At 72.4% G+C, this 7,267-nt stretch carries 5 protein-coding genes; 2 read left to right on the top strand and 3 right to left on the bottom strand.

What is annotated here, in order from left to right:
- Positions 1–41: 41 nt before the first annotated feature.
- The 3 genes from ABTZ99_RS44195 to ABTZ99_RS44185 form a co-directional block, all read right to left on the bottom strand.
- Positions 42–1,586, bottom strand: a complete 1,545-nt coding sequence (locus ABTZ99_RS44195; protein ID WP_498778191.1) for a S8 family peptidase — start codon at positions 1,584–1,586, stop codon at positions 42–44.
- Between the two features lie 213 nt (positions 1,587–1,799).
- Complete coding sequence (locus ABTZ99_RS44190; protein WP_499619133.1) at positions 1,800–2,663, bottom strand: TIGR03619 family F420-dependent LLM class oxidoreductase; 864 nt, start codon at positions 2,661–2,663, stop codon at positions 1,800–1,802.
- A gap of 186 nt (positions 2,664–2,849) precedes the next feature.
- Entirely contained in the window at positions 2,850–3,548 is a 699-nt protein-coding gene (locus ABTZ99_RS44185) for an NUDIX hydrolase (RefSeq protein ID WP_499619131.1), read from the bottom strand.
- A 271-nt stretch (positions 3,549–3,819) separates the two neighbouring features.
- On the opposite strand from ABTZ99_RS44185, the gene ABTZ99_RS44180 reads away from it, so the two are divergent.
- Positions 3,820–4,932 (top strand): 5'-methylthioadenosine/S-adenosylhomocysteine nucleosidase family protein, encoded by a 1,113-nt coding sequence (locus tag ABTZ99_RS44180; RefSeq protein WP_498781053.1) that lies wholly within the window; start codon positions 3,820–3,822, stop codon positions 4,930–4,932.
- Entirely contained in the window at positions 4,929–7,229 is a 2,301-nt protein-coding gene (locus ABTZ99_RS44175; protein WP_499619129.1) for a hypothetical protein, read from the top strand. The genes ABTZ99_RS44180 and ABTZ99_RS44175 overlap by 4 nt, the downstream gene beginning before the upstream one ends.
- Positions 7,230–7,267: the final 38 nt, after the last annotated feature.

The following is a 7,267-nucleotide window of genomic DNA, read 5'->3' as shown; positions in this document are numbered from 1 at the left end:
AGTGGCCACGTCCGGCCACTGCCGAGGCCCGCGGTCGGCGATCAGTCGAGGAAGTAGCCCATGTTGCCCTCGGTGATCTGGCCTTCGCAGTTCGGGTCGTAGGACTCCATGTGGTCACCGCTGCCCCGCACCACGCAGCGGTAGATCGGGTGGCTGCCGGCGACCGCGCCGTCGTGGGCGTAGCCGAGCAGGCCGACGCGGGTCTGGCCCTCGCAGTTCACGTCGTAGGAGGTGAAGTTGTCCCAGCCGACCGCGCAGCGGTACAGCGCGTGCGTGCCCGGGGCCTGGCTGGTCAGGAGGCGGCCCAGGGACGCCTCGGCCACGTAGCCCGACGGGGCGCCGGTGACCGACGTGAGGTGGTCGCGACCGCCGTAGTAGCGGACCGCCGTGACGGTCGACGGGCCACCGGTCGTCGGGCCGGTGAAGAGCAGGCGGTTCGGCGAGCCCGCGCCCGGGTTGGTGATCTTGTTCGGGGTCGAGGCGTCGACGAGCGCGGCGTGCACGGTCGCCGGCGCGTCACCGGGGTGCGTGGCCAGGTACAGCGCCGCGGCGCCCGCGACGTGCGGTGCGGCCATCGAGGTGCCGCTGATGGTGTTGGTGGCGGTGTCGCCGGTGTGCCAGGACGAGGTGATGTTCTGACCGGGCGCGAACACGTCGGTGCACGTGCCGTAGTTGGAGAACGACGCCCGCGCGTCGGTGTTCGTCGAGGCGTTGACGGTGACCGCCTCGCGCACCAGCGCCGGGCTGAAGCCGCACGCGTCGGCGTTGGAGTTGCCCGACGCGAGGGCGTACGTGACGCCGGAGGCGATCGAGTTGCGCACGGCCGTCTCCAGGGGCGCGGTGGCCGCGGAGGCGGTGGCGCCGAGGCTCATGTTCGCGACCGCGGGCTTGACGGCGTTCGCGGTCACCCACTCGACGCCGCTGATCACCTGGGCGAACGTGCCGGAGCCCGCGCAGTTGAGCACGCGCACGGCGACCAGCTGCACGCCCTTGGCGACGCCGTAGTGGCTGCCGCCGACCGTGCCCGCCACGTGCGTGCCGTGGCCGTTGCAGTCGGTGTTGGAGCCGTCCACGGCGTCGTAGCCCCACGACGCCCGGCCGCCGAACGTCGAGTGGGTGGTCCGGATGCCGGTGTCGAGGATGTACGCGCGCACGTTGGCCGCGGCCGTGTCGTAGCTGTAGGAGGAGTTCAGCGGCAGGTCGCGCTGGTCGATGCGGTCGAGCCCCCACGAGGGCGGGTTCGGCTGCGTGTCGACGGCCTGGACCCGGCCGTCCTCGCTGACCGACCGCACCGCCGGGTCGGCGGCCAGTCTTCTCGCTTCCCGTTCGCTCGCGGTGACGGCGAAGCCGCGTAACGCGTGCCGCCACGTGGCCGTGACCGTGCCGCCGTGCTCGGCGGTGAGGTCGGCCGCCTGGGCCGCCACCTCGTCCTTCAACACCACCACGTAGTGCCCCGGCACGGCCGTGCCGGCGGCGGCGAGCCGGATGTCGCCCTCCGCCGCGCCCGCCGGTGGCGCGCCGACCAGGAGACCGGTGGTGAGCGCCACCGCGCCCACCACCCCGTTCACGAAGACCTTGCGCTTCATCGAAACCTCCGCAGGGTTGAGATCCGACCACCGAGCGTGACACGCGGGTCACGGGTGCGGGGCAGGCCGGTGCGGCAGCCCGAAGGGTGGCGGCACGCGGTCGCAACCACGCGCTGCCGAAGGGCGTCCGCGCTCGTCGTCATCCGCAGGGCACGCCTGGTTCGAACGGCCGGCCGCGCGTGGCGCGAATGGTCGTCGCGCGCCGCCCCGGCGTCACGTCCGGCCGTCGAGGCCGAACCTCTCCGCGAACGCCGCCAACTGCTCCCGCTGCTCACCGGGGTCCGCGCTGGTCGCGCTCACGACGACGCGGGTCACGCCCTGCTCGGCGAACGCCTCCGCCGTGTCCGTGGACATCTCGATGGAGCCCCACCGGGTGTAGTCCAACGCGTCCGGGTCACGACCGGCCTCGATCGCGGTCGAGCGCGCGAGGTCCCACTGGAGCGCGCGTTCGTCGGGCATGAGCATGCCGCCGGGGAAGTACCCGTCACCACGGCGCCCGGCCCGGCGCGCGGCGGCCCGGCTCGAACCGCCGACGTGGACGGGCAGGTGCCGGACGCCGAGCGGTTTCGGGAAGCTGCACAGGTCCTCGAAGGCGAAGAACTCCCCCGCGAAGCTCACGCCCTCCTCGCCGCCCTCCCACAGCAGCCGCAGCACGTCGATCGCCTCGTCGGCACGTCGGCCGCGCGTGCCGAAGTCCACCCCGACCGCCCGGGCCTCGCCGGGCAACGTGCCCAGGCCCACGGTCAGCAACCGCATCCGGCCCTTCGACAGCACGTCGACCGTCGCCAGGCGCTTGGCCAGGACCACCGGGTGGTGGTACGGCAGCAGCAACACCCCCGTGCCGAGCAGGATCCGGCTCGTCGCCGCCGCGACGAACGCGAGGCAGTCGACCGGGTCGGCGTAGGGCAGTGCCGGCGGGATCTCGTGCGCGCCGACCGCGGCGCCGGGGTACACCGCGACGTGCTCCGGCAGGTACAACGCCTCGAAGCCGCACTCCTCGGCGTGCCGGGCGTAGGCGACGAGCCGGTCGGGGTCGACGCCGAAGTACGGCGTGCTGTAGCTGACGGCGAACTTCATCGGACAGTCCTCATGGACCCCGACGCTAGGCGTTGACGTCGACGTCAACGCAAGCCGACCGCGCTCACCTCTCGTTGCCGCGCTTGTAGTTGCCGGTCACCCGCGCCGACAACGCGCGACACCAACACCTGGCCGTCCTCGGCACCCGCCAGTCGAACGGGTCGTCTTCGAGTCCCACCGGCGGGTTCAGGTGCGCAGGATCGGCGGGTGCAGGACCGTGGCCGGGCCGCGGCGGTAGATGACGGCGGGACGTCCGCCGTTGCCGCTGGTGCGCTTGCCGGTGGCCACCAGGAAGCCGTCGACCCCGGTGACCTTGCGGTGGAAGTTGCGCGCGTCCAACTCCTCGGACCACACGATCTCGTAGACGCGCCGCAGCTCCGAGATCGTGAACTCGGGGTTGCAGAAGGCGGTGGCGAGCGTCGTGTACTCCAGCTTCGAGCGGGCCCGGTCGACCGCGTCGGCGATGATCTGGCCGTGGTCGAACGCGAGCCGCCGGCGGCGGCCGAGCACCCGGTCCACCGGCACCCACCGCGCCCGTTCGGCGTCACCGCCCGCGCTGGGCAGCGGCAGGTTCGGCACGATGGCCAGGTAGCAGACGGTGACCACCCTCATGCGCGGGTCACGGCCCGGCGCGCCGTAGGTGCGCAACTGCTCCAGGTGCAGCCCGGCCGCGTCGAGCCCGGTCTCCTCGGCGAGCTCCCGAGCCGCCGCGACGTCGATGTCCTCGTCCTCAGTGGACAGGAACCCGCCCGGCAGCGCGAGGCGGCCGCGGTACGGCTCGACGCCCCGGTTGACCAGCAGCACGTGCAGGCGTTCCGCGCGCACGGTGAGCACCGCGAGGTCGACGGCTATCGCCACCGTCGGGATCGTCCATGAGGCGTCCATCGCATCACCTTAACTTCTCGTCGTTGTGACGACAAATGGACCGACGGCGGCGGAACACCCCTCGGCCAACGACGTGCGGACGCCGACGGGCACGGACCGCGCCGGTAACCGTCAGGTTGACGAAAACCATGGGTCGGTCTTATCGTCAGACTGACGTCAAGGTTCGGACCCCTGTACCGCCGGCGCCTACCGTCGACCGGCCCCGCCCCGCCGACCGCGCCGTTTCCGCTGTCATCACATGCGCGCCCGGCCAGTGAACGGAGCAGAGCAGATGATCGTGGTCCTCACGGCGCTGGAGGTCGAGCGCGCTGCCGTCGTCCAGCACCTCGTCGACGTGCGGCCGCACCGACATCCCACCGGGACGATCTTCGAGCGCGGTGTGCTCGCCGGCCACCCCGACCACCACGTCGTGGTCGCCCTGACCGGCGCCGGCAACGGGGCCGCGGCCGTCATGACCGAACGCGCCCTCACCGAGTTCCAGCCGTCCGCCGTGCTGTTCGTGGGTGTCGCGGGCGGTCTGAGGGACTGGCTACGCCTCGGCGACGTGGTCGTCGCCACCCGCGTGTACGGCTACCACGCGATGCGCAGCGAGGACGACGGCGACCACGCCCGACCCCGCGCGTACGAGACGGCGCACACCCTCGAGCAGACCGCCCGGGTGCTGGCGCGCACGCCGGCGTGGCGCTCCGGGCTGCCCGCCGGCCAGGAGCCTCCCCAGGTCCACTTCGAGCCGATCGCGTCGGGCGAGGTCGTGCTCAACACGAGGACGTCGGCGACCGCGCGGCACCTGAGCCACCACTTCAACGACGCGGTCGCCGTGGAGACGGAGAGCGCGGGCGTCGCGCAGTGCGGCCACCTGCACGGCTCGACACCGACCATCACGATCCGGGGGATCAGCGACTTCGCCGACGGCGCGAAGGACGCGGCCGACCGCGGGGGTTCGCAGGAGCTGGCGGCGCGCAACGCGGCGCTGTTCATGCGCGTGCTGATCGCCGAGCTGTCGTCGACGCCGGACCAGCCGGACCCGCGCAACGGCAGCGGCAACGGCACGTCGGTCCACAACAGCGTGTCCGGCACGGCCAACTTCGCCATCCAGGCCGGGGTGATCAACGGAGGGGTCTGGTTCGGCGACTCCCCCGGGCCGGACCTCCTCGCCCTGGAACGGCTCACCACCGCCGTCGCGGAGGCCCGCCGGACCGACCGGCTGACGGTGGAGGCGTTCACCGGCGCGATGCTCGGCTTGGTGGACCTCCGCCACCAGGCGAGCACCGCACCCACCGACACCACCCGCCTGCGGGCCCTGCGCGCCGGCCTCGCGGACCACTTCGCCGGTGATCCCGAACTGCTCGCCCTGCTCGCCCGGGTCTTCGGTGGCGCGCCGTGAGCCGGCAGGACGGCGAGCCCGAGGTCAGGAACACCGTCGAGGGCGACAACAACCGCGTCACGCAGGTGGGCGTGGTCAACGGTGGCGCGGTGTTCCACGGCGATTCGACGGTGTACCAGTTCACCAAGGACGACCCGCCCCAGCGCAAGTACGAGGTGGCGCGCAACCACCTCGCCGGCGGCTCGCCCAGGATCGCCGAGGGACTGCTGACCGAGGTGGTCCGGGCCGGCCTGTCGAGCACCGAGGTCGCCTACCACTACGCCCTGGCCACCCTGAGCGAGCGCTCGATCAACCAGCTCGGGTCGGCGCAGTTCGAGCAGATCAAGACGGCGTCGGGCATCGCCGACCGGTACGCCCACGACTCGTGGCGTGCCGCCCTCGACGTCATCCGCGACCTGATGGCGTGCGTGACCGCGCAGGAGCACGAGCGGGAACCCGACCGCGAGGCGCTCGACGAGGTGCTCGCCCGGTTCAACGTCCTGTCCAAGCAACGCCGCGAGGAGATCACGCGACACCTCGGCATGATCATCGGCGGCGCGATGCAGGACCGGCTGGACCGCGACAACTCCGAGGCGGTCGCCGAGGCCCGCGTCTCCGGCAACCGCTCCGAGCGGGCCTGGAAGTTCTTCGAGGCGACGCCCGCCGAACCCCGTCTCGTCACGCCGTACGAGGACGGCCGGGTGCCGCTGCGCACGTGGGCCCTCACCGTGCTCGGCGGCGTCGTGCTGATCGGCGGGCTCCTCGTGCCGCTGAGCGCCGCGGCGCCGGGCGTGGCGGACGCGGTCGCGGCGTGGACCGCCTTGGCCGTCCTCGCGCAAGGGGTGACCGTGTGGCTGGGCGGGCGGGTCGTGGCGTCCCGCCGGCGCCGGCGGCGGCTGGAGGTGGAGCACGGTGGGCGCCGCGTCCCGGAAGCGGTGGAGAACCTGCGCCGGCTGGGCAGCAAGCGGTTCCGCGCCGACGTACTCGGGCTCATCGAGCGGGAGATCGACCGGAAGCACCCGGACAAGCACGTCGAGGGACGGCGGTGGAAGGACGACGCCAAGCGCAGCGGGCAGATGCTCTACCTGCGGCTGGTGCGCACCTACGGCTCGGTGATCCCCGACCCGGAGCACCGCGACGCCTACCGCCGTGCCGTCAAGCGCGAGATCAGCGCGTGGACGCTGCACTGGCTCGTCAGGATGCACGTCGCCCGTTGGGCGGACCGGTGGTCCGACGGCCGGTTCTTCGCCTTCCGCAAGGTCTCGCACGCCGAGGTGGCCCAGGGCGTGGCCGCGCTGCTGGGCGCGCTGGTCGCGATCATCGGTGTCGCCGGTGCCCACGCGGCCCTGGGCGAGTGGTCCGCGGTGACCTCGATCTGGGGCGCGACGGTGGCAGGCGTCGTGGTGGGCGGCACGGGCGGGGCGGACCTGGTCGGCCGGAAGCTGGCCCTGTCGCACGAGCGCGCCGAGTGCCAGGCGTTGTTGGAGGAGGAACGGGCGGAACGGGAGCGCTGCCTCGAACAGCTCGCCGACCGCCCCACGGACGCCGAGATGGCGCGGTGGTTCGACTTCGACAAGGCGCACCTCAAGGCCGTGGCCATGAAACGGGCCGGGCTGGCCAACCGGGACGTCATCGCGCACGTCGTCCTCACCGAAGGGCTGCCGCGGGCCAAGCGCGCCCGGGTGATCTACGGACCGCCCCGCTACTCCAACTACCTCGTGCTGGTGTTCCTCCTGACGGAGAACGGCGTGCGCGAGTTCCGGTTCGACCTGCAGTTCGAGATCGCCGCCGTGAGCAACGAACAGCGCGCGTCCTTCAGCTACGGCTCGCTGGTGCTCGTGGAGGTCAAGGAGGTGGGTGTGCAGTTCGCCGGCGAGAAGCGCACGATCGTCCTCGTCTGGGACAACGACGACACCACCCTGCTGGAATCGCGCCAGGGCACGGTGTTGAGCCGGGCACTGCACCTGTCGTTGCAGAACAGCCGCGACATCAGCCTGGTCGTGGAGAACTTCGAGGAGCTCAGCGACAAGGAGGAGAACCCGGAGCAGCTGGAGGAACTGGCCTTCGCCGCCTCCGGGATCACGTCGGCGCTGCGCATCCTGGAAGCCGTGGCGGTCGAGGGCCGCGAGTGGATCAAGGAGGAACGCCGCCGGCGCGACCGGGGCTTCGAGGAGTGGAAGCGCGCGGAAGGCCTCGACCCGTCCGCGCTTCGGGCCGCGCCGCACGCCGACGTGCTCGCGCTCGGGTCGGCCGAGGCGCCGGCGACCGAGGACCACGGAGTCGACGACCTGCCGTTCGCGTCGCCGGACGACAACTGAGTCGAACGGACGGCCGGCAGCCAGGGCCACGCGGCCCT

The sequence above is a fragment of the Actinosynnema sp. NPDC002837 genome, from assembly GCF_040295345.1.
GTDB lineage: Bacteria > Actinomycetota > Actinomycetes > Mycobacteriales > Pseudonocardiaceae > Actinosynnema.
This window is presented reverse-complemented; position numbering and strand designations above follow the sequence as displayed.

Coding starts and splice junctions, on each gene's coding strand:
- ABTZ99_RS44195 (WP_498778191.1), bottom strand. CDS start 1,586: ATGAAGCGCAAGGTCTTCGTGAACGGGGTGGTGGGCGCGGTGGCGCTC.
- ABTZ99_RS44190 (WP_499619133.1), bottom strand. CDS start 2,663: ATGAAGTTCGCCGTCAGCTACAGCACGCCGTACTTCGGCGTCGACCCC.
- ABTZ99_RS44185 (WP_499619131.1), bottom strand. CDS start 3,548: ATGGACGCCTCATGGACGATCCCGACGGTGGCGATAGCCGTCGACCTC.
- ABTZ99_RS44180 (WP_498781053.1), top strand. CDS start 3,820: ATGATCGTGGTCCTCACGGCGCTGGAGGTCGAGCGCGCTGCCGTCGTC.